We start from the raw sequence: 24301 nt of genomic DNA, 5'->3' as shown, positions 1-24301 counted from the left end.
GCCGGGCTCGGGCCGCCGGGGCCTCGCGCCCCTTCGCGTGGAGCAGGGCCCCGGAGGCACGTCGTCGGCCGCGGGCGGTGCCGGGCGCGCAGTTCCCCGCGCCCCCGCTTTCGCAGTCTCTCGGGCCCTGGTGTTTTCCGGCTCCCCTTACAGTTGACGGCGTGATCGAAGCCCGCCACCTCCGCGTCCTGCACGCCGTCGCCCGGACCGGGTCGTTCTCCGCCGCGGCGCGCGAACTGGGGTGCACGCAGCCCGCGGTGAGCCAGCAGATGAAGGCGCTGGAGAAGGCGGTGGACACCCCGCTGGTGGTGCGGTCGGGGCGGGAGATGCAGTTGAGCGAGGCCGGGCGGGTGCTGCTGCGGCACGCGGACGGGATCCTCGCGGGGCTGTCGGCGGCCGAGGAGGAGGTCGCGGCGATCGCCGGGCTGCGGGCCGGGCGGGTGCGGCTGGTCTCGTTCCCGACGGCGAGTTCGACGCTGGTGCCGCGGTCGGTGGCGCAGGTGCGGGCGGCGCACCCGGGGGTGCGGGTCTCGCTGGTGGAGGCGGAGCCGACCCAGGCGCTGGCGATGCTGCGGGGCGGCGAGTGCGAGGTCGCGCTGGCGTTCCGCTACCCGGACTCGCAGGGCGGGCTGAGCCTGCCGTCCCCGCACGCGACGCTGCGCGAGGCGCGGGCCGAGGCGGCGCTGGAGGCGGCGGCGACGGCGGCCGCGAACGACTGGACGGAACTGGTGGTGCGCCCGCTGCTGGACGATCCGCTGGTGGGCCTGGTGCCGGCCGGGCACCCGCTGGCGGGCCGGGGCGAGGGCGACCCGGTGGACCTGGCGGAGCTGGCGGGGGAGCAGTGGATCGCGGGCTGTCCGCAGTGCCGGGGGCACCTGGTGGAGCTGTGCACGGACGCGGGCTTCGCGCCGGCGATCGAGTTCGCCACCGACGACTACCCGGCGGTGGTGGGCCTGGTCGGCGCGGGCCTGGGGGTGGCGGTGCTGCCGGGGCTGGCGCTGGAGTCGGTGCGGCACCCCGGGGTGGCGGCGGTGCCGGTGCGGGTGGCGTCGGGCGAGCCGGCCCGGCGCGAGGTGGTGGCGCTGACCCTGCCGGACCTGGCGGAGGTTCCGGCGGTGGCGCTGATGCTGGACCAGCTCGCGGCGTCGGCCGCCGCCCGCTGAGCGCGGCGCCGGCCGGGGACGGGCGGGCGACGCGTCCGCGTGGTGCGGGCCGCTGCGGCGGGGACGGCCGCGGCGGGGCGGGGGTTCAGCGGCGGATGGTCTGCGGCATCGCCAGCGGGACTTCGGCCAGGCGGTTGCGGGAGCGGCCGAGCAGCTCCTCGCGTTCGTCCTCGGTCATGCCGCCCCAGACCCCGTAGGGCTCGCGGACGGCCAGGGCGTGGGCCGCGCACTGGGTGCGGACCGGGCAGCGCATGCAGACCTCTTTGGCGCTCGTCTCGCGGGAGGTCCGGGCCGCGCCGCGCTCGCCCTCGGGGTGGAAGAACAGCGAGCTGTCGACGCCGCGGCAGGCGGCGGAGAGCTGCCAGTCCCAGAGGTCTGCGTTGGGGCCGGGGAGGCGGGAGAAATCTGCCATGGCTCATTCCCTTCATGGCTCGGGACCTGGCGGCTCGGCTGCGACTGCTGCGGCGAGGCTGCACGGGGCCGGTACGGACACCTGGAAATATGACTTACGCCAACTACACGGACAAGTCACCCACAGTCCGACGAATCAGTCAATGACCTGACAGAAGCTATAAAAACGGACAAACGGGGCAAGAGGTTTGAACCCGATTGCTGCACCGATCGGGTGCCCGATCGGGCGCGGGCCCTCCGCGGAGGGCGTGCGCGGCGCGGGCACCGCGCGCGAGCTGCACAAAAGTGCGGCGTGTGCACCGCGAGGTGGCTCTTCTGTGATGGGTCGGCCACGTACAGTGGTGGATATGGACGTGAGGCCGTAACTCATTCGAGTGACGGTCGTTGGATGTACGGAGGCGGTCAGCGGGCGCAGGACAGGGAACGGTCGCGCAGCGAGGCGATCGGGACGGGTCCGTCCGGGGCCGTGTCGGAGAGGTTCGTACCAGCCAGGAGGCTCAACGTGACGCGGATCAGCTGCGGAGGACGACGGTCATGACATCCGTACTCGTCTGCGACGATTCCCCGCTCGCCCGGGAGGCGCTTCGCCGTGCGGTGGCGACCGTGCCCGGCGTGGACCGGGTGACCACTGCGACGAACGGTGAGGAGGTCCTCCGCCGCTGGGTGGCCGACCGTTCCGATCTCGTTCTGATGGACGTCCGGATGCCCGGCCTCGGCGGGGTGGAGACGGTCCGCCGGCTGCTGTCGGCCGACCCGGGCGCCCGGATCATCATGCTCACCGTCGCCGAGGACCTGGACGGGGTGGCCCTCGCGGTCGCCGCCGGGGCCCGCGGCTACCTGCACAAGGACGCCTCGCGCGCCGAGCTGCGGGCCACCGTCACCCAGGCGCTGGCCGACCCGACCTGGCGGCTCGCCCCGCGCCGGCTGCGCAGCCCGGACATGGGCGCCGCACCGACCCTGACGGCCCGTGAGATCCAGGTGCTGGAGGGGATGAGCCACGGCCGCTCCAACGCCGAGATCGGCCGCGAGCTGTTCCTGTCCGAGGACACCGTGAAGACGCACGCCAGGCGGCTGTTCAAGAAGTTGGGCGCCTCGGACCGCGCGCACGCGGTGGCGCTGGGCTTCCGTTGGGGCCTGGTCCGCTGAGCGGGCGCGCGAACTGCGCTCGCTCGGACGTGTGACGTTGTGGTCCCGAGGCTGCACCATGGAGTAGTGGAGCACCTCGGGGACCAGCGGACAGGCAGGGGAGGCGGCACGGTGCACGCGGCGACGGATAACGTTCCGATGCACAAGTCCGGACGCGGTGCCGCGTTTTCCGGCCCGACCAGGCACCATGGACCGATGCGTGACGACGAGGAGGCCGCCGGGCCCGACCCGGTGCAGCCCGCCCCCGAGGGTGCGGCTGCCGATCCGTCGTCGGCACCGGGCGGTCCGGTGACCGGATCCGACGGTCCGTCGGGGGCGGCGGTCCGCCCGCCCGTCCTCGGTGCGGGGACGTCGCCCGAGGTGGCCGAACTGGTCGCGGCGGCGGTCCGCGGGGACGGCCCGGCGATCGAGGCGCTGCTCGGCTACGTGCTCCCGCTCGCGCTGCGGTACTGCCGCGGCCGGCTGGTGCGGCTGCCCGGCGGGGCCCGGCACCACGTGGACGACGTGGCCCAGGAGGTGTGCGTCGCGGTGCTCTGCGCGCTGCCCCGCTACCGGGACACCGGGCGCCCGTTCGAGGCCTTCGTGTACGGGATCGCCGCGCACAAGATCGCCGACCTGCAGCGGGCCGCGATGCGCGGGCCCGGTTCGACCGTGATCCCGCCGGACGACCTGCCGGAGACCCCGGACGACTCGCTCGGCCCGGAGGAGCGGGCGCTGCTGTCCAGCGACGCCGAGTGGATCAAGGAGCTGCTGTCCTACCTGCCGGCCCGGCAGCGCGAGCTGGTGCTGCTGCGGGTGGCGGACGGGCTGTCGGCGGAGGAGACCGGCGAGGTGCTCGGGATGTCCCCGGGCGCGGTGCGGGTCGCCCAGCACCGGGCGCTGTCCCGGCTGCGGGCGCTGGCGGAGGAGAGCGGCTGACCCGGCCCCGGGTGCCCGGCCCGCGGAAGAAGCGCGGGCCGTCGGGTGTTGTCAAGAGGGCGCGACGACCTACCCCGGGTCACCAGTACCATGGGGTATCGGCGCCTGGTCGGGTCGCCAAAGTTTCTCCGGTGCGCGCGGGGTTCCGTTGGAGGTTCCTCCAGAGCATCGGGCGCCTTGGCGGCCGATGACAGCCGGGCGCCCGTGCGCAGAACGACGGCCCGCCACGGAAGGTTCCCCATGTCTTACAACGCCGCCGGCGTACCCGAGAAGTTCGCCATGCTCGGACTCACGTACGACGACGTCCTGCTGCTGCCCGGGGCCTCCGAGGTGCTGCCCAACCAGGTCGACACCTCCTCGCGGATCTCCCGGAACGTGCGGGTCAACATCCCGCTGCTGTCGGCCGCGATGGACAAGGTCACCGAGTCCCGGATGGCGATCGCGATGGCCCGCCAGGGCGGCGTCGGCGTCCTGCACCGGAACCTGTCGATCGAGGACCAGGTCAACCAGGTCGACCTGGTGAAGCGCTCCGAGTCCGGCATGGTCACCGACCCGATCACGGTCGGCCCGGAGGCCACGCTGGCCGAGGCCGACGCGCTGTGCGCCCGGTTCCGGATCTCCGGCGTGCCGGTGGCCACGGCCGAGGGCAAGCTGCTGGGCATCGTCACCAACCGCGACATGGCCTTCGAGACCGACCGCAGTCGCAAGGTCGGCGACATCATGACGCCGATGCCGCTGATCACCGGCAAGGTCGGCATCTCCGGCGAGGACGCGGTCGCGCTGCTGCGCCGCCACAAGATCGAGAAGCTGCCGCTGGTCGACGACGAGGGCCGGATCAAGGGCCTGATCACCGTCAAGGACTTCGTCAAGGCCGAGAAGTACCCGAACGCCGCCAAGGACGCCGAGGGCCGGCTGCTGGTGGGTGCCGCCGTCGGCGCCTCCGCCGAGGCCTTCGACCGCGCCCAGGCGCTGGTCGGCGCGGGCGTGGACTTCCTGGTCGTCGACACCTCGCACGGGCACTCGCACAACGCGCTGTCCTGGATCTCCAAGATCAAGTCCGCCGTGCCGGTGGACGTCGTCGGCGGCAACGTCGCCACCCGGGACGGCGCCCAGGCGCTGCTCGACGCCGGCGTGGACGGCGTGAAGGTCGGTGTCGGCCCCGGCTCGATCTGCACCACCCGCGTCGTCGCCGGCGTCGGCGTCCCGCAGGTCACCGCGATCTACGAGGCCGCCCAGGCCTGCCAGGACGCGGGCGTCCCGATCATCGGCGACGGCGGCCTGCAGTACTCCGGCGACATCGGCAAGGCGCTGTGCGCCGGCGCCGACACCGTGATGCTCGGCTCGCTGCTGGCCGGCTGCGAGGAGTCGCCCGGCGAGCTGCTCTTCATCAACGGCAAGCAGTTCAAGTCGTACCGCGGCATGGGCTCGCTGGGCGCGATGCAGACCCGCGGGCAGGCGAAGTCCTTCTCCAAGGACCGCTACTTCCAGGCCGAGGTCTCCTCGGACGAGAAGCTGATCGCCGAGGGCATCGAGGGCCAGGTGCCCTACCGCGGCCCGCTGTCCGCGGTGCTGTTCCAGCTGGTCGGCGGCCTGCGGCAGACCATGGGGTACGTGGGCGCGGCCAGCATCGAGGAGATGCAGACCAAGGGGCGGTTCGTCCGGATCACCTCGGCGGGCCTCAAGGAGAGCCACCCGCACGACATCCAGATGACGGTCGAGGCGCCGAACTACAACGCGCGCTGAGCCACCGGGACCGCCCGGCCGCGGAGGACCGCGGCCGGGCGGTCCCGTGCTGTCCGGGGCCGGGCGCGCCCCTGGCGGGGCAGGTGGGGGCGAGTACGGGATACTTGGGGGCGTGGCCGGGGGGACCCGGTCGGGAGATGGAAAGCAGCAGAAGGGCTCGAAGTGACTGAGATCGAGATCGGGCGAGGCAAGCGCGGCCGCCGGGCGTACTCCTTCGACGACATCGCCGTCGTCCCCAGCCGCCGTACGCGTGACCCGAAGGAGGTCTCGATCGCCTGGCAGATCGACGCCTACCGGTTCGAACTGCCGTTCCTGGCGGCGCCGATGGACAGCGTGGTGTCGCCGCAGCAGGCCATCGCGATCGGGCAGCTGGGCGGCCTGGGCGTGCTGAACCTGGAGGGGCTGTGGACGCGGTACGAGGACCCGCGCCCGCTGCTGGAGGAGATCGCCGCGATCACCGACGAGGCGGCGGCGACCCGGCGCCTGCAGGAGGTGTACGCGGAGCCGATCAAGGCCGAGCTGATCAAGGAGCGGATCAAGGAGGTCCGTGACTCCGGCGTCGTGACCGCCGCCGCGCTCTCGCCGCAGCGCACCGCCGAGTTCTCCAAGGCCGTGGTGGACGCGGGCGTCGACGTGTTCGTGATCCGCGGCACCACGGTGTCGGCCGAGCACGTGTCGGGCGCGGCCGAGCCGCTGAACCTCAAGCAGTTCATCTACGAGCTGGACGTGCCGGTGATCGTCGGCGGCTGCGCCACCTACACCGCCGCGCTGCACCTGATGCGCACCGGCGCGGCCGGCGTGCTGGTGGGCTTCGGCGGCGGCGCCGCGCACACCACCCGCAACGTGCTGGGCATCCAGGTCCCGATGGCCACCGCCGTCGCGGACGTCGCGGCCGCCCGCCGCGACTACATGGACGAGTCCGGCGGCCGGTACGTGCACGTGATCGCGGACGGCGGCGTCGGCTACAGCGGCGACATCCCGAAGGCCGTCGCCTGCGGCGCGGACGCGGTGATGATCGGCGCCGCGCTGGCCCGCGCCACCGACGCGCCCGGCCGGGGCTACCACTGGGGCATGGAGGCCGTCCACGAGGAGCTGCCGCGCGGCAAGCGGGTGCACCTGGGCACCGTCGGCACCACCGAGCAGATCCTGGCCGGCCCGTCGCACACCCCCGACGGCACGATGAACCTGTTCGGCGCGCTGCGCCGGGCGATGGCCACCACCGGCTACACCGAGCTCAAGGAGTTCCAGCGGGTCGAGGTCACGGTCAACCCCGGCCGGTGACGCCTCGCTGAGCACCCGTCAGCAGGCCGCAGGGCCCCCGCCGCAACCGGCGGGGGCCCTGCGGCGTCCGTACGCCGGGGAGACACCCGGAGGTCACCGGCCGGTCGGACCGGGGGCGGGTGGCCGGGCCGGGGCGGGACAGGGGATGATGGGGGCTCCGGCGTGCGACCGCCGCCCCCGGCGGTCCGACATGCCGTCAGGTCACGGCCGGGGTGCCCGCCGAGGGCCGCAACACCATGGGGAGAGCGCACCGATGACGCAGCCGCAGGAACCGACCGGCCGACTGCTGGCGGACCGCTACCGGCTCGGCGAGGTGCTCGGGCGCGGCGGCATGGGCACCGTCTGGCGGGCCGAGGACGAGATGCTGGGCCGGATCGTCGCGGTCAAGGAACTGCGGATGACCGGCACCGTCGACGAGATCGAGAAGCACCGGCTGGTGGTCCGCACCCTGCGCGAGGCCAAGGCCACCGCCCGGATCCGGCACACCGCGGCCGTCACCGTCTTCGACGTGGTCGAGGAGGACGACCGGCCGTGGATCGTGATGGAGCTGGTGGCCGGCCGCTCGCTGGCCGACGTGGTCGCCGAGGACGGCCCGCTCGCCCCCGAACGGGCCGCGAGGATCGCGCTCGACCTGCTCGGGGTGCTCGGCGCCGCGCACCGCCAGGGCATCCTGCACCGCGACGTCAAGCCGTCCAACGTGCTGATCGGCGAGGACGGGCGGACCGTGCTCACCGACTTCGGCATCGCCAGCGTCGAGGGCGACACCTCCATCACCTCCACCGGCATGCTGGTCGGCGCGCCCTCCTACATCGCCCCCGAGCGGGCCCGCGGCAAGCTGCCCGGACCGCCCTCCGACCTGTGGTCGCTGGGCGGCACGCTGTACGCGATGGTCGAGGGCGTCCCGCCGTACGACCGGGGCGACGCGCTGGCCACCCTCACCGCGGTGATGACCGAGCCGCTGCCGGAGCCGCGCAACGCCGGGCCGCTGCGCGGCGTCATCGAGGGCCTGCTGGAGAAGGACCCGGCGAAGCGGATGGACGCCGACGCCGCCCGGCCGCTGCTCGAACTGATCGCGGCCGGCAAGCCGCTGCCGGAGGCCGAGACGGTGGCCGTCCCGAAGCCGCCGGAGCCCGGGCCGGAACCGGCCGCGGCGCCGATCGCGGAACCGGCCGCCGGGCCGGCCGCCGGGCCTGCGCGGAAGGCCGAAGTGCCGCCTGCGGGCGGGCCGTTCGGCTCGCGGCGGCGGGCGCTGCTGGCCGGGGCGGCGGCGGTCGCGGCGCTCGCGCTGATCGCGGCGCTGGTGGTGTTCTGGCCCCGCGGCCACGGCGGCGGCGCGGCCGCCGCGGACCAGGCGTCCCCGGCGGCCGCGGCGTCCGCGCCGGCCGGCCCGCCCTCGGCGGAGGCGTCCGCGAGTCCGTCGGCCGACGGCTCGCCCTCGGCGCCGGCCGCCGCGGACCCGTCGCCGGTGCTGTCGCCCGGGCAGCTCCCGGCCGGGTACGCGGTGTACAAGGACAAGTCCGGGTTCAGCATCGCGCTGCCCGACTGGATGTCCGACCAGGGGCCGGACTACCGCGCCACCAGCCGGCGCTTCGAGGGCCGCGGGCTGCGGCTGGTCGTCGACTGGCAGTCCCCGGCCGGGGCGAGCGCCCTGAAGGACTGGCAGGAGTCCGACCGCAACGCCAGGATGACCAACTACCGCAAGGTCCGGGTGGAGGCCGTCTCCTACCGGGACTGGGCCAACGCCGCCGACTGGGAGTGGACCTACACCGGCAAGACCGGCACCCTGCTGCACTCGCTCAACCGCGGCTTCGTCACCGGCAACGGCAAGTACGGGTACGCGATCTACTGGACCATGCCCGAGGAGGTCTGGTCGGCCCCGGACGGCTCGCTGGCCCGCCGGATCGCCTTCGAGAGCTTCCAGCCCGCGCCGTAGGTCGCGGCGGCCGGGGGCCGTACGCTGGCGGGACGACGGCGTGAGGAACAGGCATGCGAGCGGAGCCGGGTCAAGTGGTGGCCGGGCGGTACCGGGTGACGGACCGTTCGGAGGGGGAGGTCGGCCTTCCCGCGGTGGACGTCCAGAGCGGGGCGCGGGTGCGGCTGTTCGGGCTGGAACTGCCCGAACTGCTGGTGCCCGGGCACCCGGTGGGGGCGCCCGCGCCGTCGTACGGGCCGCGGCTGACCGCCCGGGTCGCGCAGGTCGCGGCGGCCGCCGCCGCGCACCCGCGGCTGCTGCGCGGGCTCGCGGCGGGCCCGGAGGACGAGGTGCTGTGGGTCGCCGAGGAGGCGGTGAGCGGGGTGCCGCTGGAGCGGCTGGCCGGCAACGGCCCCGTCTCGCCGTACCGGGTGGCGGAGATCGGCGCGGACCTGGCGGGCGCCCTGCGGGCGGTGCACGAGGCCGGTCTGACGCACGGGAACCTGACCCTGCGCACGGTGCTGGTCTGCGAGGACGGCGCGGCGATGCTCGGCGGGCTGCTGCTGGGCGCCGCCGAGGAGGAGCTGTGCGCGGCGCTCGGCGGCGAGGTGCCGCGCCGGGTGTACGAGACCCGGGCGCTGATGCTCGGACCGCTCGCCGAGCGCTGGGCGATCGACGCGGGCGCCCCCGCCGACACCTGGGCGCTGGGCGTGCTGCTGTACCGCCTGCTGACCGGCCACGGCCCCTACCCGGAGCACGACCTGCCGGCGCTGCTGGCGGCCGTCCGGGACGGGCAGCACCACCCCGCGGACGGCTGCGGCCCGCTGCGGCCGCTGGTCGAGCGGCTGCTGCGGCCGGACGCCGCGGCCCGGCCCGACGCGGCCGCCGTGCAGCGGGAACTGCGCGACCTGCTGGCGTTCGCGCCCGAACCGGGCCTGGACGGCCCGCCCGGGCCGCTGCTGCCGGTGCCCCGCCCGGAGGCCGGTCCGCTGGTGCCGCGGCCGCGCGGCGGCCGCCGCCCGGCCCGGCCGACGGACCGTCAGGGCCCGGCCCGCCCGCCGCGGGTGCCGCCGAAACTGCTCGGGCCGCTGGTGCTGGCGGGCGTGCTGGTGCTGCTGTGCGCGGCGATCGGGGTGATCGTCGCGGTCGCGGGCTGAGAGCGCCCGGTCACCGTGCGATGCGGAGGCCGGGGCGCGATTCCCGGCGGGCGCCGGGCAGCCTAGGCTTGCCTCCTGAACCGTCGGTGCGAGCAGGCACACGGTCTGCCAGGACCCCGTCCGACCGGCGGTGGGGGAATGAAGGGGGGGACGGTCATGGGCGCACAGGACCAGTCGACAGGCCGTCTGCTGGCCGGGCGTTACGCGCTCGGCGAGCGTCTGGGACGCGGCGGGATGGGGACCGTCTGGCGTGCCAGGGACGAGATGCTGGACCGGGAGGTGGCCGTCAAGGAGCTGACGGTCAGCCACCTCTCGGAGGAGGACCTGGAGATGCTCCAGACCCGGATGAAGCGCGAGGCCCGGGCCGCGGCCCGGATCAAGCACCCGGGCGTGATCACCATCCACGACGTGCTGGAGCAGGACGGCCGGCCGTGGATCGTGATGGAGCTGGTGGACGGCCGCGCGCTGTCCGACGTGATCAACCAGGACGGCACCCTGACGCCCCGGGAGGCCGCCGGCGTCGGCCTCCAGGTGCTCGCCGCCCTGCACCGCGGTCACCAGCTGGGGGTGCTGCACCGCGACGTCAAGCCCGCCAACGTGCTGCTGGAGCACGGCACCGGGCGGGCCGTGCTGCTCGACTTCGGCATCGCCAAGTTCGAGGGCGCGATGGACATCACCCGCCCCGGCGACCTGGTCGGCTCGCCCGACTACCTGGCCCCGGAGCGGGCCCAGGGCCAGCGGCCCGGACCGGCCTCCGACCTGTGGGCGCTCGGCGCGACGCTGTACCACGCGGTCGAGGGCGAGTCGCCGTTCCGCCGCGACAACCCGCTCAGCACGCTCACCGCGGTGGTGGACGAGCCGCTGCCCGAACCGCGCCGGGCCGCCGGGCTCGGACCGGTGCTGGCCGCGCTGATGGCCAAGGACCCGGCCGAGCGGCCCGGCGCCGACGAGGCCGGCCGGATGCTGCGCGAGGTCGCCGACGGGCACACCGTCAGCATCCGGGTCCCCGAGCAGGCCGGGGAGCCGCGGCTGCCCACCCAGGTCGTCCCGGTGGTCGACCGGACCACGGAGGCGGCCGAGGCCGAGGCCGCTGCCGCCGCGGCGGCCGCCGCCGCGGTGGCCGAGCCGGTCACCGAGCCGGTCCGCACCCCGGTGCAGCCGGCCGCGCCCGCGCCCGCGCCCGCTCCCGCCGCCGCTCCCGTTCCGGCGCCCCGGCGCCGGCGCGGCCGGGCGGTGCTGTGGACGCTGGTCGGCGCGCTGCTGCTGGCCGGGGCGGGCGGCGGCGTCGCGTACTACCTGCACCAGCACCGCGGGACGCCGGTGGTCGCGCCCGAACCGACCCCGCCCGCCCCGCTCCCCACCGGGGACAACCCGCTGCCCAGCGACAGCCCGCTGCCCAGCGGCGCGCCCGCGCCCGCCGGGTACACCTGGAAGGACGACCCGGCCGGGTTCCGCTTCCTGCTGCCCACCAACGGCACCTGGGTGCGCACCGAGAAGGACGGCGGGCAGATCTACTACACGCCCGACAAGCAGGAGCACTTCCTGCTGTTCGCGGTGATGGTCGGCCAGCCGCTCGCGCCCGAGGACCACTTCCTGCAGATGGAGGGCTCGCTCAGCAAGAGCCTCACCGACTACCAGCGCACCAGCCTCGACACCGCCAAGATCAAGGGGCAGGAGGCGGCGGTGTGGGAGTTCAGCTTCGGCGCCAAGGACGCCCGCCGCCACGCCAAGGAGGTCGAGTTCCGGCGCGCCGACGGGACGGCGTTCATGGTGTACGTGTCCGGGCCGGAGAAGGACTGGCGCGACAGCCTGCGGCAGTTCACCACCGTCCTGAACAACTTCACGCCCACCATCTGACCGGACCCGCCCGCCGTCCGACCGGAATCCGACCCGCCGCCTTTTGGTGTTACCGGCGGGTACACAAGTCGGGTTCCAGGGCCTAGGCTGCCCGCATGACGGAGAGCACGATCCAGGGCCGGCGCAACCCCGCGGCGAAGGGGGCGGCGCGCGACGTCGCCTCGGCGGTGCCGGCCGCGCTGGTGGCGCGGCTGGCCGAGGGCGTGACCGCGACCGGCGGTCAGCGCGCCGAGACGCTCGCGCCGCTGACCGGCGAGGCGCTGGCCGCGCTGCCGGTCTCCTCGGAGGCGGACGTCGAGCAGGCGTTCGACCGGGCGCGGCGGGCCCAACCCGCCTGGGCCGCACTGTCGGTGCGGCACCGGGCGGGCGTCCTGCTGCGCTTCCACGACCTGCTGCTGCGGCGGCAGGACGAGGTGCTGGACCTCATCCAGGCGGAGACCGGCAAGGCCCGGCTGCACGCCTTCGAGGAGGTCATGGCGGTCGCCTCGGCCGCCCGGCACTACGGCCGCACCGCGCACTCCTACCTGAAGGACCGCCGCCGCGGCGGCGCCGTGCCCGGCCTGACCAGCGCCGTGGAGGCCCGCCGCCCCAAGGGCGTGGTCGGCCAGATCTCGCCGTGGAACTACCCGCTGGAACTGTCCGTCGGCGACGCGCTGCCCGCGCTCGTCGCGGGCAACGCGGTGGTCAACAAGCCGGACACCCAGACCGCGCTGACCGCGCTGTGGGCCCGCGAGCTGTTCGTCGAGGCCGGACTGCCCCCGCAGGTGTGGCAGATCGTGCTCGGCGACGGCCCCGTGGTCGGCCCGCAGGTCGTCGAGCGCGCCGACTACGTCGCCTTCACCGGCTCCACCCGCACCGGCCGCGACGTCGCCCGCCGGGCCGCCGAGCGCCTGGTCGGCGCCTCGCTCGAACTCGGCGGCAAGAACGCCATGCTGGTGCTCGCCGACGCCGACCTGGACCGGGCCGCGGCCGGCGCCGTCCGGGCCTGCTTCTCCTCGGCCGGCCAGCTCTGCATCTCCATCGAACGGCTCTTCGTGCACCGCTCGGTCGCCGACGCCTTCCTGGCCAAGTTCGCCGAGAAGACCGCCGCGCTGCGCCTGGGCGGCGGCCTCGCCTACGGCGCCGACATGGGCTCGCTGGTCTCCCACCGCCAGCTGGAGACCGTCACCCGGCACGTCGAGGAGGCCGTCAAGGCCGGCGCGAAGGTGCTGGCCGGCGGGCAGGCCCGGCCCGACCTGGGCCCGCTGTTCTACGAGCCCACCATCCTCGACGGCGTCACCCCCGAGATGGCGGTCTGCGCCGAGGAGACCTTCGGCCCGGTCGTCTCGGTCTACCGCTTCGACACCGAGGACGAGGCCGTCACCGCCGCCAACGCCACCCCGTACGGCCTGAACTCCAGCGTCTGGACCAGGGACACCCGCCGCGGCCGCAAGGTCGCCGCCCGGCTGCGCACCGGCACCGTCAACGTCAACGAGGCGTACGCCGCCGCCTACGGCTCGGTGGCCTCCCCGATGGGCGGCATGGGCGACTCCGGGCTCGGCCGGCGGCACGGCGCCGAGGGCATCCTGCGCTACACCGAGGCGCAGACCGTCGCGGTGCAGCGGCTGCTGCCGATCGGCCCGTCGATGGGCATGGACGACCGGAAGTTCGCCGAGTTCTTCACCACCGGCCTGAAGGCCATGAAGGCGTTCCGACTGAAGTAGCACCGGAGGAGGGGCAGCAGTGTCGTACGACTACGACGTCGTGGTGGTCGGTTCGGGCTTCGGAGGGTCGGTCGCGGCCCTGCGGCTGACCGAGAAGGGCTACCGGGTCGCCGTCCTGGAGGCCGGGCGCAGGTTCCGCCGCGAGGAGCTGCCCAGCACCTCCTGGAACCTGCGCGACTACCTGTGGGCACCCGCCCTCGGCCGCTACGGCATCCAGCGCATCCACCTGCTGCGCAACGTGCTGATCCTGGCCGGGGCGGGCGTCGGCGGCGGCTCGCTGAACTACGCCAACACCCTGTACGTGCCGCCGAAGGCGTTCTTCGAGGACCGGCAGTGGCGGCACATCACCGACTGGCAGGCCGAGCTCGCGCCGTTCTACGACCAGGCGCAGCGGATGCTCGGCGTCCGGCTCAACCCGACCATGACCCCCTCCGACGTGCACCTGAAGGCCGCCGCCGAGGCGATGGGCTGCGGCGACACCTTCCACCTGGCGCCCGTCGGGGTGTTCTTCGGCGACGGGCAGGACGGCACCGGCGAGGCCAAGGCCGCCCCCGGCGGCGAGGTCGACGACCCGTACTTCGGCGGCGCCGGGCCCCGCCGCAAGGCGTGCACCGAGTGCGGCGAGTGCATGACCGGCTGCCGGCACGGCGCCAAGAACACCCTCACCGAGAACTACCTGTACCTGGCCGAACGGGCCGGCGCCGAGATCCTGCCGATGACCACCGTCAAGCGGCTGCGCCCGCACGGCGAGGGCTACGCCGTCGACGTGCTGCCCACCGACGCCCGCACCCGGCGGGCGCAGAAGGCCGGGGCGCGCACGATCACCGCCGAGCGGGTCGTGGTCGCGGCCGGCACCTACGGCACCCAGAGCCTGCTGCACCGGATGCGCGAGGGCGGGCTGCTGCCCCGGATCTCCGCCCGGCTCGGCCACCTCACCCGCACCAACTCCGAAGCCCTGGTGGGCGCGCAGACCTCCACCCGGCGCTACGGGGAGCGCCCCGACTTCACCCGCGGGGTGGCCATCACCTCCTCGGTGCACCCCGACGCCAACACCCACATCGAGCCGGTCCGCTACGGGCGGGGCTCCAACGCGATGGGCGCGCTCTCCATCCAGCAGGTGTCCGGCGCCGGGCGCGGCCCGCGCTGGCTGCGCTACCTGGGCACCGCCGCCCGGCACCCGTGGACCTTCGTCCAGTCGATGAACCAGCACCGCTGGTCGGAGAAGACCATCATCGGCCTGGTCATGCAGTCCCTGGACAACTCGCTGACCGTCTCGCTGAAGAACGGGAAGCTCACCTCCCGGCAGGGCCACGGCGCGCCCAACCCCAGCTGGATCCCGGCCGCCGAGGAGGGCGCCCGGGCGCTGGCCGCCTCCATCAACGGCTTCCCCGGCTCCACCGCGGGCGAGATCTTCGACATCCCGCTGACCGCGCACTTCCTCGGCGGCTGCCCGATCGGCGACAGCGCCGAGACCGGTGTCGTCGACCCCTACCACCGGCTGTACGGGCACCCCGGGATCAGCGTGGTCGACGGCTCCGCGGTCTCCGCCAACCTGGGCGTCAACCCCTCGCTGACCATCACCGCGCAGGCCGAGCGCGCCATGTCGATGTGGCCCAACCGCGGCGAGGCCGACCCGCGCCCCGAACCGGGCACCGCCTACCGCCCCGTGCCGCCCGTCGCACCGCGCCAACCCGCCGTCCCCGCAGGGGCGTTCGGCGCGCTGCGGCTGCCGCTGCTGCCCGTCCCGGCGGTGCCCCGGCGGGCCCCGGAAGAAGATTGACAGCCCTTCGGCCGCGGTGGGATAAACGGGCCCTCGGAACACGGACCATCCCGGGGGGACCACCATGCCCATCTGCCAGTCCTGCGGAGCGGCCTCGCCCGACCCGGCGGTGACCTGCGCCAACTGCGGGAGGCCGGTCGCCGCGCCCGCCATCGGCGACGTCGTCGAGGACACCGGCACCGCCGCGGCCGGCCCCTCCCCGTGGGGCGCCGGCCGGGTGCACCACCCCCGGGAACTGCCCGTCCCCTCCCGCGGCTGGCTGACCGCGGGCCGGGTGCTGATCGCACCGACCGGACTGCTGGTGCTGGCCGCCGTGATCGGCGCGGGCAGCGACGACGGCCGCGCCGGCTCGGAGATCTTCGCCACCGCCTGGTCGGCCGAGGGCTTCCAGACCTGGCTGGCCCTGGTCCTCACCGCCTTCGGCACCCCCCTGCGCATGGTGATGAGCGCGCCCGGCACCAGGGCGGACACCATCTCCAGCGACAGCCACCTGATCATGTACGTGGTCGCGCTGGGCTGGCTGCTGGCGCTCTGGGGCGGCCAGCACCTCACCGCCCGGGCCCGCCGCCGGAGCGCCGCCGCCGAGCCGACCGTGGCCGCCGCCGGCCTCCAGGCGCTGCGCACCGGCGCGCTGTCCGCCGCCCTCGCGCTGCTGCTGGGCCTGCTGGCCGGCCACGACGCGGACACCGGCGCGAAGAGCGCCGAGCTGAAGGTCGAGCTCGGCCCCGCGCTGCTGCCGCTGGCGCTGTCCGCGGGCCTGGCCGCGGCCGTCGTGGTGCTGGCCGTGGACGGCGCGCCCGCGCTGCGAGCCGAGGCCGCCCGGCGCGGGTGGCTGGGCAGCCTGCTGCTCGCCTGGCAGCACGCCTCCCGGGTGGTCGGCGGCCTGCTGGTGCTGCTCACCGCCGTCGCGCTGGTGGTGCAGCTCTCCTCCGACACGGTCTTCCCGGACAGCGGCTCACTGGGCCTGGTCACCAACAACGGCCTGCTGCTCCACGGCGTCGGCAGCGGCGCGACCCTGCTGTCCGCCGGGGCCTTCGGGCTCGGCCACCGGTCGATGTCGCTGTTCGACCTGGACGGCCACGGCAGCGGCTGGTGGTGCGCGGTGCTGCTGCCGCTGGCCGCCGCGCTGGCGCTCGGCTGGTCCGCGCACCGGGGCCGGCTGGGCCGGCGCGACCGGGCCGTGCTCGCGGGCCTGTACGCGGTGCTCACCGCCGCCCTGCTGCTCGGCACCTCGATCTGGGCCGCCCAGAGCCGGAGCAGCGCCGCCGGGGTCGGCGGGTTCTCGCTGCGGGACCGGGACGCGCTCGGCTGGTCGCTGCCGTCGGTGCTGGTCGCCTGCGCGCTCTGGGCGCTGCTCGGCGCGCTGGTGGTGCCCGCCGTGCTGGACGCCGTGCGCGGCACCCCGTACCGCCGGCCGCCCCGGCCGCTCCCGCCGTCCCGCCCGCGCCGTCCGTCCCGCCGATGCCCGTCGTGCCGCCGCTGCCCGGGCAGACCGTGGCCGACACCCTCGCGCACGGGTCGGTCGAGCCGGTGGCCGACCTGCCGCCGACCGCCGCCGTCGCGGCCGATGCGGGCGGCGACCCGCACGCCGCGTACCGGCGCCCGGACGCCGGCTGAGCCCGCGGGCCCCGGACAGGGCAAAGGGCCCCGCGGGGGAACGGGGCCCTTTGTCGCAGCACTCGGCGTCAGGGCCGCGCCGGTGCTGGGAGACGGCGCCGGGGGAGGAGCGCCGTCCGGGAAGGATGGTCATGGCACGCGCCGGGGCCGTCCGGGCCTCACGGAGCGTGAAAGGGGGCCGTGCGGGTCGACGGCCTCATCGCGGCCGGGGGTGTACGGTGAGCCCCCGCCTCCCAGCATCGTCGTGGACGAGGGCCTTGCCGTGCAACCGATTCGGCGTAAAAGAAGGGGTGGACGGAACAGGACACGGCGCGGGGGAGCGCCGGACCGGACCGCCAGGAGGCGGTCACCGTCCGTGATAACGGCTTGCGGGGCGTACCGGGGCGTACGCCGGAGCGGGCGGCTGACTGAGGTGTGGCGGCCGGCACCGGTACCGGCCGCCACACCCCGGGTCCGCCCGGTCGCGGACGGGGTCGCTGTCCCCTGCTGACCCGACCGCGGCACCGGGGCGCGGTCCCACGGCGGGCCCGTGCCCGCCACGCGCACCCGGTGGACCGGAAATGATCCACGCGTGGTTCCGCCGCCCGGTGCGGCCCGCACCTGGAGGGTGCCGGCGTCTCGTGCGGTCTCCCGGTGCAACGATTCGCCTGCCCGGCCGGTCACGGGCGGCGGTGCGGGCAGTCGGGTGAAAGCGTCCCGGTAGACTCGGGGGCGACACCCCCTTGTACCGCCGCCGGAAGGCCGTCTGTGTCCGCTGATACACCCGCCCAGTCCGCACCCGAGAACGACACCGTCCTGGTCGTCGACTTCGGTGCCCAGTACGCCCAGCTCATCGCCCGTCGGGTGCGTGAGGCGCGGGTCTACAGCGAGATCGTGCCGAGCTCCATGCCGGTCGCCGAGATGCTCGCCAAGAACCCGAAGGCGATCATCCTCTCCGGCGGTCCGTCGTCGGTGTACGAGGAAGGCGCCCCGCAGCTCGACCGCGCGCTCTTCGAGGCCGGCGTCCCGGTCTTCGGCATGTGCTACGGCTTCCAGCTGATGGCCAAGACCCTCGGCGGCACCGTCGACAACAGCGGCGCCCGCGAGTACGGCCGCACCGCGCTGACCGTCACCCGCTCCGGCTCCACCCTGTTCGAGGGCACCCCGGACCGGCAGTCGGTGTGGATGTCGCACGGCGACGCCTGCTCGGCCGCGCCCGAGGGCTTCACCGTCACCGCCTCCACCGACGTGGTGCCGGTCGCCGCCTTCGAGAACGACGACCTCAAGCTGTACGGCGTGCAGTACCACCCCGAGGTGATGCACTCCGAGCACGGCCAGCAGGTGCTGGAGCACTTCCTGTACCGCGGCGCCGGCATCGCCCCGAACTGGACCACGACCAACGTGGTCGAGGAGCAGGTCGCGCTGATCCGCGAGCAGGTCGGCGACAAGCGCGCCGTCTGCGGCCTGTCCGGCGGCGTGGACTCCGCGGTCGCCGCCGCGCTGGTGGCCCGCGCCATCGGCGACCGGCTGACCTGCGTGTACGTCGACCACGGCCTGATGCGCAAGGGCGAGACCGAGCAGGTCGAGAAGGACTTCGTCGCGGCCACCGGCGTCAAGCTGGTCGTGGTCGACGCCGAGGAGCGCTTCCTGACCGCGCTGAAGGGCGTCTCCGACCCCGAGCAGAAGCGCAAGATCATCGGCCGCGAGTTCATCCGGGTCTTCGAGCAGGCCCAGGCCGAGATCGTCGCCGACGAGGGCCCCGCCGTGGAGTTCCTGGTCCAGGGCACCCTGTACCCGGACGTGGTGGAGTCCGGCGGCGGCACCGGCACCGCCAACATCAAGTCCCACCACAACGTCGGCGGCCTCCCCGAGGACCTCGAGTTCCAGCTCGTCGAGCCGCTGCGCAAGCTGTTCAAGGACGAGGTCCGGATGGTCGGCCAGGAGCTCGGCCTGCCTGCCGAGATCGTCCAGCGCCAGCCGTTCCCCGGCCCCGGCCTCGGCATCCGGATCGTCGGCGAGGTCACCAAGGAGCGCCTCGACCTGCTCCGCGAGGCCGACGCCATCGCCCGCGAGGAACTGACCCTGGCCGGCCTGGACGCCGAGATCTGGCAGTGCCCCGTGGTGCTGCTGGCCGACGTCCGCTCGGTCGGCGTCCAGGGCGACGGCCGCACCTACGGCCACCCGATCGTGCTGCGCCCGGTCTCCTCCGAGGACGCCATGACCGCGGACTGGTCGCGCCTGCCCTACGAGGTGCTGGCGAAGATCTCCACCCGGATCACCAACGAGGTCAAGGACGTGAACCGGGTCGTCCTGGACGTCACCTCCAAGCCGCCGGGCACCATCGAGTGGGAGTGATCCCACCGGCAACCGTGTGACCGCGCCGCCGCTTCCCGCGCCAGGGGAGTGGCGGCGCGGCCATGTGGGAAGGGCACCGGGCACAATCGGACCCGACCCCGCCGGCGGACGGCGGGCGGCGAGCGGCGAGCGAGAGGGCGGCAACGATGGCGACCGGCACCGGCGGCACGGCGGGCACCAGGACCACCGAGTGGAAGGCCCTGGGCGCGCGCTACGCGCTGCTGCCGCTGCGGCTGTTCCTGGGGGCGACCTTCGTCTACGCCGCCTTCGACAAGCTCTCCGACGCGCACTACCTGGCCGGCGCCGGCGACGCCGCCTCCTTCCACTCCCAGACCGTGGCCGCCCAGGACAGCAGCCCGATCGGCTGGGCGCTGGGCCCCGCGCTGCACGCGCCGACCTTCTTCGGCCTGCTGATCGCCTTCGGCGAACTCGCCGTCGGCCTCGGCACCCTGTTCGGCCTGTGGGGCCGGGTCGCCGCGCTCGGCGGCGCACTGCTGTCCGCCACCCTCTGGCTGACCGTCAGCTTCCACACCACCCCGTACTACCTCGGCAACGACCTGGCCTACCTGCTGGCCTGGACGCCGCTGCTGCTGGCCGGGACCCCCTACCTGTCGGTCGACGGCTACCTCGCCGCCCGGGCCGCCCGCGACCGGGCCCGCGGCCTCGCCGAGGACGCGGTGCGCCGCCGCGCCCTGCTGGACGGCGGCATCGCGGCCGTCGCGCTCGGTGGCGCCGGGCTGCTCTCCGGCTCGCTCACCGCGAGCTTCGGCCGGGACGGGACCCCCGTCGCGGCCGGGACCGCGGGCGGCGCCGGCGCCACCAGCCCCGTTCCGCAGCCCGGGCCCGCGGTGCCGGCCGCGCAGGTCCCGGTCGGCGGCTCCGCCACCGTCAAGGATCCGGCCAGCGGCGACGCCGTCTACATCGTCCAGCCCGCCGCCGGGCAGTACGCCGGGCTGTCCTCGGTCTGCACCCACTCCGGCTGCGCGGTCAACCCGCCCAAGGACGGCAAGCTGTACTGCCCCTGCCACGGCTCCACCTTCGACGCCGCCACCGGCGCGGTCATCACCGGCCCGGCCGTGAAGCCGCTGCCCAAGTACGCCGTCACCAAGAGCGGCGACCGGCTGGAGCTCGGCCCGCAGCAGGCCTGAGCCCCGCTCAGTCCAGGCTGTGGTCGTCGTCGCGGGCCCCGCCCCGGCCGCGGCGGGAGGCCGCCACCAGGGCGCCGGCCAGGCCGCCCGCGCCGAGCACGATGCACGCCAGCGGCAGCACGAAGCGGCTGTTCACCTCCCGGTCGTTCAGCGAGGCCACCAGGTACAGCACCGCCAGGGCGGTGAACAGCCCGCCCGCGACCAGCGCGTACAGGTCGAACCGATGCTTCCTCATCACCGCACCACCTCGATGTCGCCGGCGCCCACCGTCACCGTCAGTTCCAGTACTCCCTTGGACGGCTGGCCGTCCGGGACCTCGATCACCACGTCCTCGTCGGTGAACGGCCCGTCGAAGCGCTGCCCGTCCGGCAGGTCGACGCCGCCCGCGCCGTCGCGCAGCTTCAGCCGCAGCTCCACCCCGGCGGGCACCGTCACCCGGGCGCTGCCCGCGCCGACCCGCAGCTCGGTGGCGAGGGTGCCGCCGTGCGGGTCCAGCGCCGACAGGTCCAGGCGGGCGTCGCCCAGGCCCAGCGTGTACCGCGAGCGCAGGTCGTCCTGGGCGGCCGTCCAGGTGCGGTCGCCGGTGGAGTCGGCGACCGTCGCCGAGGTGCCGGCCGCCAGCACCAGGCCCGCCGTCAGCAGCAGCGCCAGCAGGGTCAGCCCGCGGGTCCGCCCCCAGCGGGAGCTGATCGCCATGGCCAGGCCCAGCGGCAGCAGCGCCACCGCCAGCACCGTCGACCAGCGGTGCTCGCCGTGCCCGGCCGCCCCCACCGCCCAGGACGCGCCGAGCGAGACCAGTACCGCCGACGCCCCCAGCACCGAGCGGCCGCGCTCGGCCTTGCGCCGGGCCTTCCACTCGCGGTGCCGGGCCATGCTCTCCCGGTGCCGTTCCATGGCCTGCCGCTGGGCCTCGTGGCGCCGGTCGGCCCGCTCCCGGAAGTCCGTCATCCGGCGTTCCATCCGGTCCTGGTAGGTCTCCTCGCGCGGCTCCTTGCGCAGCGGGTCGCCCTCCGGCAGGTCGGTGCGCTGCCACCACGGCCGGGCGGGCGCCCCGGCGGCGGCGTGGCGCCGCCGCCGTACGGGTCGCGCTCCGGGTGCCGCGGGTCCCACAGGTAGCCGGACGGGCCGACCGGCGGGGTGTCGCCGTACTCCTCGGAGCGGGCCGTGCCGGCCTCCGCGTGCCGGGCCCGGATCCGCTCGTGCAGCTCCGCGCTGCGGGCCCGCCACTCGACCCGCAGGTCCCGGCCGACCGACTCGCTCCAGGTCTTCCAGTCGGCGAACGGGCCGGAGTCCTCCAGCCGGTCGCGCGGGGCGGCCCCGGGGGCCGGCGCGGCCGGGTTCTCGCCGTCGAAGCGGCGCCGCCGCTCCGGGTCGTAGCGCAGCGCCAGGAACACCAGCGCGGCGAGCAGCAGCAGCGGGAACAGCTGGCCGCCGTCGCCCATCGAGGAGAAGAACACCCCGGTGCCGATCACCGTCACCAGCACCGCGCCCACCGACTGGCCGTCGACCCGGCCGGTCAGCACCCGCTGCAGCTCGGTGCTGCCGCCCTCGCCGTCCGCGGCCTCCCGCGGCACCACCAGCCAGGCCAGCCCGTACAGGAACAGCCCGAGTCCGCCGGTCAGGCCGAGCACCGCGATCACCACCCGGAACACCACCGGGTCGATGTCCAGGTAGCGGCCGAGGCCGCCGCACACGCCCGCCACCACCCGGTGCCGGGAGGAGCGGGTGAGCGCCGGGCGGCCCGCTTCGGGGGCGGCCGGCGGGTCCTCCGGGATCTGGTCGTCCGTCATGCCTCCATCCTTCCGGGCCGCCGGGCCCCGCCCAACCGTCCGGGGCCCGGGAGCGACCCTGAACTGTCCCTGAGGGCGGACTAGGGGCCGGACCCTGATGCGCCGCCGCACCGGCACCTGCCACCATCGGTGCCGTGGCCGTACCCGAGACCAGAAACACCGAGCCCGTCCCGACCGACCCGCCGGACGGCGGGACGCCCTACCGGCGGCTGTACCGCAGCCCGCACGGCCGGATCCTCGGCGGCGTCTGCCAGGGCCTGGCCACCCACCTCGGCGTGCCCGTCACCTGGGTGCGGCTGGCGTTCATCGTGCTGTTCTTCTCCGAGGGCATCGGCGCCCTGCTGTACGCCGCGTTCTGGGTGGTGGTGCCGCTGGGCATCAACCAGGCCGCCCCCGGCGCCGCCCCCGCCCGCCGCCCGGCCGCCGACCCCGGCCGCTTCGGGTGGCTGCGCGACCTGCTGGAGCGCACCTTCCACGGCGAGCAGGACGCCCCCGCCGCGGCCGGCGACGGTCCGGCCCCGGCGGGCGCCCGGACCGGCCGGGGCGGCAGCATGGGCCAGCTGTTCGCGCTGGTCGCCCTGGTGATCGGCGTGATGGCGCTGCTGTCCGCGCTCGGCATCCAGACCGCCAAGCCGTACGTGTGGCCGCTGCTCGCGGTCGGCATCGGCGTCGCCCTGGTGTGGCGGCAGGCCGACGACTCGCGCTGGCAGAGCTGGTTCGGCCCGACGCCGGGCAGCCGCCGCGGCGCCTACCTGCGGGTGCTGGCCGGGGCGCTGCTGGTGGTGGCCGGCATCATCGGCTACTTCGTCACCCAGGGCGTGGACTCCCCGGTCGCGCTGGTCGTGGAGTCCTCGCTGGCCGTGGTGGCGGGCGTGCTGGTGCTCGGCGGGCCGTCCATGCTGCGGATGTGGCAGGACCTCGGCGCCGAGCGCACCGCCCGGATCCGGGCCCAGGAGCGGGCCGAGATCGCCGCGCACGTGCACGACTCGGTGCTGCACACCCTCACCCTGATCCAGCGCCGGGCCGAGGACCCCAAGGAGGTGCTGCGCCTGGCCCGCGCCCAGGAGCGCGAACTGCGCCTGTGGCTGTACCGCCCGGAGGCCGCCGCCGAGGCCGCCCCCGACACCCTGGCCGAGCACCTGCGCGAGATCGTTGCCGAGGTCGAGGACCGGCACGGCGTCCACCTGGAGCTGGTCTGCGTCGGCGACTGCCCGATGGACGAGAAGATCGCCTCGCAGATGCAGGCGGCCAGGGAAGCCATGGTGAACGCCGCCAAGTACGGTGGCGGTGGACCGGTCCAGGTCTACGCGGAGGTGGAGGGGAGGACGGTGTCGGTGTTCGTCCGCGACCACGGCCCCGGCTTCGACCCCGACGACCTCCCCGAGGACCGCATGGGCGTACGCGAATCGATCATCGGCCGGATGCGGCGCAACGGGGGCACCGCGCGGGTGCGGCCCGCGCCGGACGGCGGGACCGAGGTCGAGCTGGAGATGGAGAGGGCGGCAGATGACTGACGCAGCGTCAGCGGAGGCACCCGGCAGGCGGGCCCGGGTGGTGCTGGTGGACGACCACCGGATGTTCCGCACCGGCGTGCGGGCCGAGATCGGGCGCACCGACGAGACCGGCATCGACGTGGTCGGCGAGGCCGACGACGTCGAGTCCGCGGTCCGGGTGGTCGCCGAGACCCGGCCCGACGTGGTGCTGCTCGACGTGCACCTGCCCGGCGGCGGCGGCGTCGAGGTGCTGCGCCGCTCGGCCGGCGTCGAGGGGGTGCGCTTCCTCGCGCTGTCCGTCTCGGACGCCGCCGAGGACGTGATCGGCGTGATCCGCGGCGGCGCCCGCGGCTACGTCACCAAGACCATCACCGGCACCGACCTGGTCAACGCGATCTTCCGGATCTCCGACGGCGACGCGGTGTTCTCGCCCCGGCTGGCCGGCTTCGTGCTCGACGCGTTCGCCGCCACCGACACCCCGCCGGTCGACGAGGACCTCGACCGGCTCACCCAGCGCGAGCGCGAGGTGCTGCGGCTGATCGCCCGCGGCTACGCCTACAAGGAGATCGCCAAGCAGCTGTTCATCTCGGTGAAGACCGTGGAGAGCCACGTCTCCGCGGTGCTGCGCAAGCTCCAGCTCTCCAACCGGCACGAACTGACCCGCTGGGCCACCGCCCGCCGCCTGGTCTGACACCCCGGCCCACCGCTGCCCCCGCCCCTTCCCTCCGGCCCGCCGACGGAGCGGCGGGGCAGCGGACGGGCGGCAGGTGACGGTGTGTTTGGATAGGGCCGTGCCGACTTCCCGCCCCCGTCGCCCCCGGGTGCGACGACCCTCCCGTCCCGCCGCC

19 protein-coding genes are annotated in these 24301 nt (G+C 75.0%); 15 read left to right on the top strand and 4 right to left on the bottom strand.

Annotated features, from left to right (window positions below; all coding sequences use genetic code 11):
• The first annotated feature begins 161 nt into the window (after nt 1-161).
• Entirely contained in the window at nt 162-1163 is a 1002-nt protein-coding gene (locus OU787_RS12245) for a LysR family transcriptional regulator (protein ID WP_030457377.1), read from the top strand.
• 85 nt (nt 1164-1248) lie between these two features.
• On the opposite strand, the gene OU787_RS12240 is transcribed toward OU787_RS12245, so the two are convergent.
• Nucleotides 1249-1575: a WhiB family transcriptional regulator gene (locus OU787_RS12240; protein WP_030457376.1), complete on the bottom strand. Its 327-nt coding sequence runs from the start codon at nt 1573-1575 to the stop codon at nt 1249-1251.
• Nucleotides 1576-2108: 533 nt separating this feature from the next.
• Here OU787_RS12240 and OU787_RS12235 point away from each other — a divergent pair.
• From OU787_RS12235 to OU787_RS34555, 12 genes are all read left to right on the top strand, one after another.
• Complete coding sequence (locus OU787_RS12235) at nt 2109-2720, top strand: response regulator transcription factor (RefSeq protein WP_014136228.1); 612 nt, start codon at nt 2109-2111, stop codon at nt 2718-2720.
• A 195-nt stretch (nt 2721-2915) separates the two neighbouring features.
• Nucleotides 2916-3638, top strand: a complete 723-nt coding sequence (gene shbA, locus OU787_RS12230) for an RNA polymerase sigma factor ShbA (RefSeq protein WP_081966661.1) — start codon at nt 2916-2918, stop codon at nt 3636-3638.
• A gap of 240 nt (nt 3639-3878) precedes the next feature.
• Nucleotides 3879-5381, top strand: coding sequence for an IMP dehydrogenase (gene guaB / locus OU787_RS12225; RefSeq protein WP_268659350.1), 1503 nt, complete (start codon nt 3879-3881; stop codon nt 5379-5381).
• Nucleotides 5382-5543: 162 nt separating this feature from the next.
• Entirely contained in the window at nt 5544-6662 is a 1119-nt protein-coding gene (locus tag OU787_RS12220; protein ID WP_030457373.1) for a GuaB3 family IMP dehydrogenase-related protein, read from the top strand.
• Nucleotides 6663-6915: 253 nt separating this feature from the next.
• Nucleotides 6916-8595 (top strand): serine/threonine-protein kinase, encoded by a 1680-nt coding sequence (locus tag OU787_RS12215; RefSeq protein ID WP_268659349.1) that lies wholly within the window; start codon nt 6916-6918, stop codon nt 8593-8595.
• A 53-nt stretch (nt 8596-8648) separates the two neighbouring features.
• Nucleotides 8649-9731 carry a protein kinase gene (locus OU787_RS12210; RefSeq protein WP_268659348.1) on the top strand — a complete coding sequence of 361 codons (1083 nt, stop codon included), beginning with the start codon at nt 8649-8651 and terminating at the stop codon, nt 9729-9731.
• Nucleotides 9732-9887: 156 nt separating this feature from the next.
• The gene (locus OU787_RS12205; RefSeq protein ID WP_268659347.1) at nt 9888-11588 is read left to right on the top strand and encodes a serine/threonine-protein kinase; all 1701 of its coding nucleotides are present in this window, start codon (nt 9888-9890) and stop codon (nt 11586-11588) included.
• A 95-nt stretch (nt 11589-11683) separates the two neighbouring features.
• Nucleotides 11684-13291, top strand: coding sequence for a succinic semialdehyde dehydrogenase (locus tag OU787_RS12200; RefSeq protein ID WP_030457369.1), 1608 nt, complete (start codon nt 11684-11686; stop codon nt 13289-13291).
• A gap of 19 nt (nt 13292-13310) precedes the next feature.
• Nucleotides 13311-15071: a GMC oxidoreductase gene (locus OU787_RS12195; RefSeq protein WP_030457368.1), complete on the top strand. Its 1761-nt coding sequence runs from the start codon at nt 13311-13313 to the stop codon at nt 15069-15071.
• 64 nt (nt 15072-15135) lie between these two features.
• On the top strand, nt 15136-17178 hold the full coding sequence (locus OU787_RS12190) for a hypothetical protein (protein ID WP_268659346.1): 2043 nt from the start codon (nt 15136-15138) through the stop codon (nt 17176-17178).
• A gap of 257 nt (nt 17179-17435) precedes the next feature.
• Nucleotides 17436-19022, top strand: coding sequence for a glutamine-hydrolyzing GMP synthase (gene guaA, locus OU787_RS12185; RefSeq protein WP_030457366.1), 1587 nt, complete (start codon nt 17436-17438; stop codon nt 19020-19022).
• A gap of 146 nt (nt 19023-19168) precedes the next feature.
• On the top strand, nt 19169-20170 hold the full coding sequence (locus OU787_RS34555; protein ID WP_327059372.1) for a Rieske 2Fe-2S domain-containing protein: 1002 nt from the start codon (nt 19169-19171) through the stop codon (nt 20168-20170).
• A gap of 7 nt (nt 20171-20177) precedes the next feature.
• On the opposite strand, the gene OU787_RS12170 is transcribed toward OU787_RS34555, so the two are convergent.
• From OU787_RS12170 to OU787_RS12160, 3 genes are read right to left on the bottom strand one after another with little or no spacing between them, the layout of a single operon-like run.
• On the bottom strand, nt 20178-20405 hold the full coding sequence (locus tag OU787_RS12170) for a hypothetical protein (RefSeq protein WP_030457364.1): 228 nt from the start codon (nt 20403-20405) through the stop codon (nt 20178-20180).
• A complete protein-coding gene (locus OU787_RS12165; RefSeq protein WP_268659345.1) occupies nt 20405-21118 on the bottom strand; it encodes a LiaF domain-containing protein in 714 nt (237 codons plus the stop codon). The genes OU787_RS12170 and OU787_RS12165 overlap by 1 nt, the downstream gene beginning before the upstream one ends.
• Nucleotides 21115-21960, bottom strand: a complete 846-nt coding sequence (locus tag OU787_RS12160; protein WP_268659344.1) for a PspC domain-containing protein — start codon at nt 21958-21960, stop codon at nt 21115-21117. The genes OU787_RS12165 and OU787_RS12160 overlap by 4 nt, the downstream gene beginning before the upstream one ends.
• Nucleotides 21961-22094: 134 nt before the next feature.
• Here OU787_RS12160 and OU787_RS12155 point away from each other — a divergent pair, with 134 nt between their 5' ends.
• Together OU787_RS12155 and OU787_RS12150 are read left to right on the top strand one after the other, a co-directional pair.
• On the top strand, nt 22095-23474 hold the full coding sequence (locus tag OU787_RS12155) for an ATP-binding protein (RefSeq protein WP_268659343.1): 1380 nt from the start codon (nt 22095-22097) through the stop codon (nt 23472-23474).
• The gene (locus OU787_RS12150) at nt 23467-24144 is read left to right on the top strand and encodes a LuxR C-terminal-related transcriptional regulator (protein ID WP_030457361.1); all 678 of its coding nucleotides are present in this window, start codon (nt 23467-23469) and stop codon (nt 24142-24144) included. Before OU787_RS12155 ends, OU787_RS12150 begins: the two co-directional genes overlap by 8 nt.
• Nucleotides 24145-24301: the final 157 nt, after the last annotated feature.

The sequence above is a fragment of the Kitasatospora sp. YST-16 genome (assembly GCF_026802215.1).
GTDB classification, from domain to species: domain Bacteria; phylum Actinomycetota; class Actinomycetes; order Streptomycetales; family Streptomycetaceae; genus Kitasatospora; species Kitasatospora cineracea.
Note: the sequence above shows the minus strand (reverse complement) of the source record. Positions and strands in the feature narration are given on the sequence as shown.

Bases quoted from the DNA above. Each gene is read 5' to 3' on its own strand.
- shbA (WP_081966661.1), top strand. From the start codon at position 2,916: ATGCGTGACGACGAGGAGGCCGCCGGGCCCGACCCGGTGCAGCCCGCC.
- OU787_RS12200 (WP_030457369.1), top strand. From the start codon at position 11,684: ATGACGGAGAGCACGATCCAGGGCCGGCGCAACCCCGCGGCGAAGGGG.
- OU787_RS12170 (WP_030457364.1), bottom strand. From the start codon at position 20,405: ATGAGGAAGCATCGGTTCGACCTGTACGCGCTGGTCGCGGGCGGGCTG.
- OU787_RS12235 (WP_014136228.1), top strand. From the start codon at position 2,109: ATGACATCCGTACTCGTCTGCGACGATTCCCCGCTCGCCCGGGAGGCG.
- OU787_RS12165 (WP_268659345.1), bottom strand. From the start codon at position 21,118: ATGACGGACTTCCGGGAGCGGGCCGACCGGCGCCACGAGGCCCAGCGG.
- OU787_RS12160 (WP_268659344.1), bottom strand. From the start codon at position 21,960: ATGACGGACGACCAGATCCCGGAGGACCCGCCGGCCGCCCCCGAAGCG.
- guaB (WP_268659350.1), top strand. From the start codon at position 3,879: ATGTCTTACAACGCCGCCGGCGTACCCGAGAAGTTCGCCATGCTCGGA.
- OU787_RS12210 (WP_268659348.1), top strand. From the start codon at position 8,649: ATGCGAGCGGAGCCGGGTCAAGTGGTGGCCGGGCGGTACCGGGTGACG.
- OU787_RS12150 (WP_030457361.1), top strand. From the start codon at position 23,467: ATGACTGACGCAGCGTCAGCGGAGGCACCCGGCAGGCGGGCCCGGGTG.
- OU787_RS34555 (WP_327059372.1), top strand. From the start codon at position 19,169: ATGGCGACCGGCACCGGCGGCACGGCGGGCACCAGGACCACCGAGTGG.
- OU787_RS12215 (WP_268659349.1), top strand. From the start codon at position 6,916: ATGACGCAGCCGCAGGAACCGACCGGCCGACTGCTGGCGGACCGCTAC.
- OU787_RS12205 (WP_268659347.1), top strand. From the start codon at position 9,888: ATGGGCGCACAGGACCAGTCGACAGGCCGTCTGCTGGCCGGGCGTTAC.
- OU787_RS12190 (WP_268659346.1), top strand. From the start codon at position 15,136: ATGCCCATCTGCCAGTCCTGCGGAGCGGCCTCGCCCGACCCGGCGGTG.
- OU787_RS12240 (WP_030457376.1), bottom strand. From the start codon at position 1,575: ATGGCAGATTTCTCCCGCCTCCCCGGCCCCAACGCAGACCTCTGGGAC.